The sequence below is a fragment of the Desulfocurvus sp. DL1XJH-121 genome (assembly GCF_054819825.1).
Genome location: NZ_JBTVWW010000055.1, coordinates 1 through 1,306, shown reverse-complemented (window position 1 = coordinate 1,306; position 1,306 = coordinate 1). Strand labels below are relative to the sequence as shown.

The following is a 1,306-nucleotide window of genomic DNA, read 5'->3' as shown; positions in this document are numbered from 1 at the left end:
TTGGGCGCGCCCACGACCCTGCACCCGTTCATGAGCGCGTTCAGCCCCGTGAGCTGGGAAGCCATGGGCACCCCGCGCGAGTTCGCGGAGGCCGAGTTGGATCTGCACGTCAAGCGCAGGGAGCGGTATCTGCGTTGCGGGTTCCTGGAGACGTACACCTGCCTGCCGATGCTGGTCGGCAACCTGCCCCGCAAGGGCGACTACATCTCGTGGATCGGATCCGGGGCGCAGCTTCTGGCCAACTCCATCATCGGCGCCAGGTGCAACCGCGACGGAACGGTCATCAGCCTGTCCGCGGCCATAACCGGGAGGGCTCCGTACTACGGGCTGTTCCTGGACGAAAACCGCCAGGGCAAGGTGCTGGTCCGCTTCGAGGGGCTGGACCCGGCGGAACTGACCTCCGCCCAGCGCGGAGCGGTGGGGTATCACGTGGGCGCGCGTGCGGGGAGCCGCAACGTGGTGGTCGACGGGATATCCCGCGAGTGCAGCCTGAACTATTTGAAGCACCTGCTGGCCCCCATGCCGGTGTCCGGTTCGGTGAGCCTGTGCCACGTCGTGGGCGTGACGCCCGAGGCGCCGACCCTTGAAGCGGCCCTGGGCGGGCGCGACCCCGAAGAGATCGTAGTCGTGACTCCGGAAACCATCGAAGAGACCCTGGGCCTTTTCGCCGGAAACGGCGCGAGTGTGGACATGGCGTTGTTCGGTTGCCCGCACTGCACCCCTGACGAGGTCACGGAGCTTGCGGAGCTTCTGGAGTCGAAGAAACTGGCGGCGGACAAACGGCTGTGGATCGGCATGCCCCATCAGAACCACAAGCTGCTCAAGATGATGGGCGTGGTCGATGTCGTGGAGCAGGCCGGCGGGGTCTTCGCCAGCAGCTGCATGGCCACCATCCCCGACTCGCCGATCCCCGAAGGCGTGCGCACCATCGCCACCAACAGCTTCAAGGCCGCGCACTACATCTCCTACCTGACCAAGGGGAAGGTGAAGGTCGTGATCGGCGACATGGACGCCTGCGTCGAAGCCGTCACCGGCGGCGGGTGGAAAGGAGGTGCGGCATGCTGATGAAGGGACGGGTCATCAATAGTGGAAAGGTCACGGCCGAGGCCGTGGTCATGGATTCGGCCTTCTCCTTCATCGGAGAGTTCGACCCGGACCGGGGCGTTCTGGTTCGTGAAGGGGATCCGCTGAACGGCTGCAGCCTGGCCGGAAAGGTCCTCGTCTGCACCACGGGCAAGGGCGGCACCATCGCCCCGTTCATCGCCTACCGCGCCAAGCAGGTTGGAAAGGCCCCCGCCGCGATCCT

Annotated in this window: 2 protein-coding genes; both read left to right on the top strand. The window is 66.0% G+C overall.

The window, feature by feature from the left end; all coding sequences use genetic code 11:
* The coding region (locus ACYYG1_RS17300) for an aconitase X (RefSeq protein ID WP_461211581.1) at positions 1-1,065 on the top strand (1,065 nt) is incomplete at its 5' end.
* Positions 1,059-1,306: aconitase X swivel domain-containing protein (locus ACYYG1_RS17295; protein ID WP_461211580.1), on the top strand; the 248-nt coding region annotated here is incomplete at its 3' end. The genes ACYYG1_RS17300 and ACYYG1_RS17295, both read left to right, overlap by 7 nt.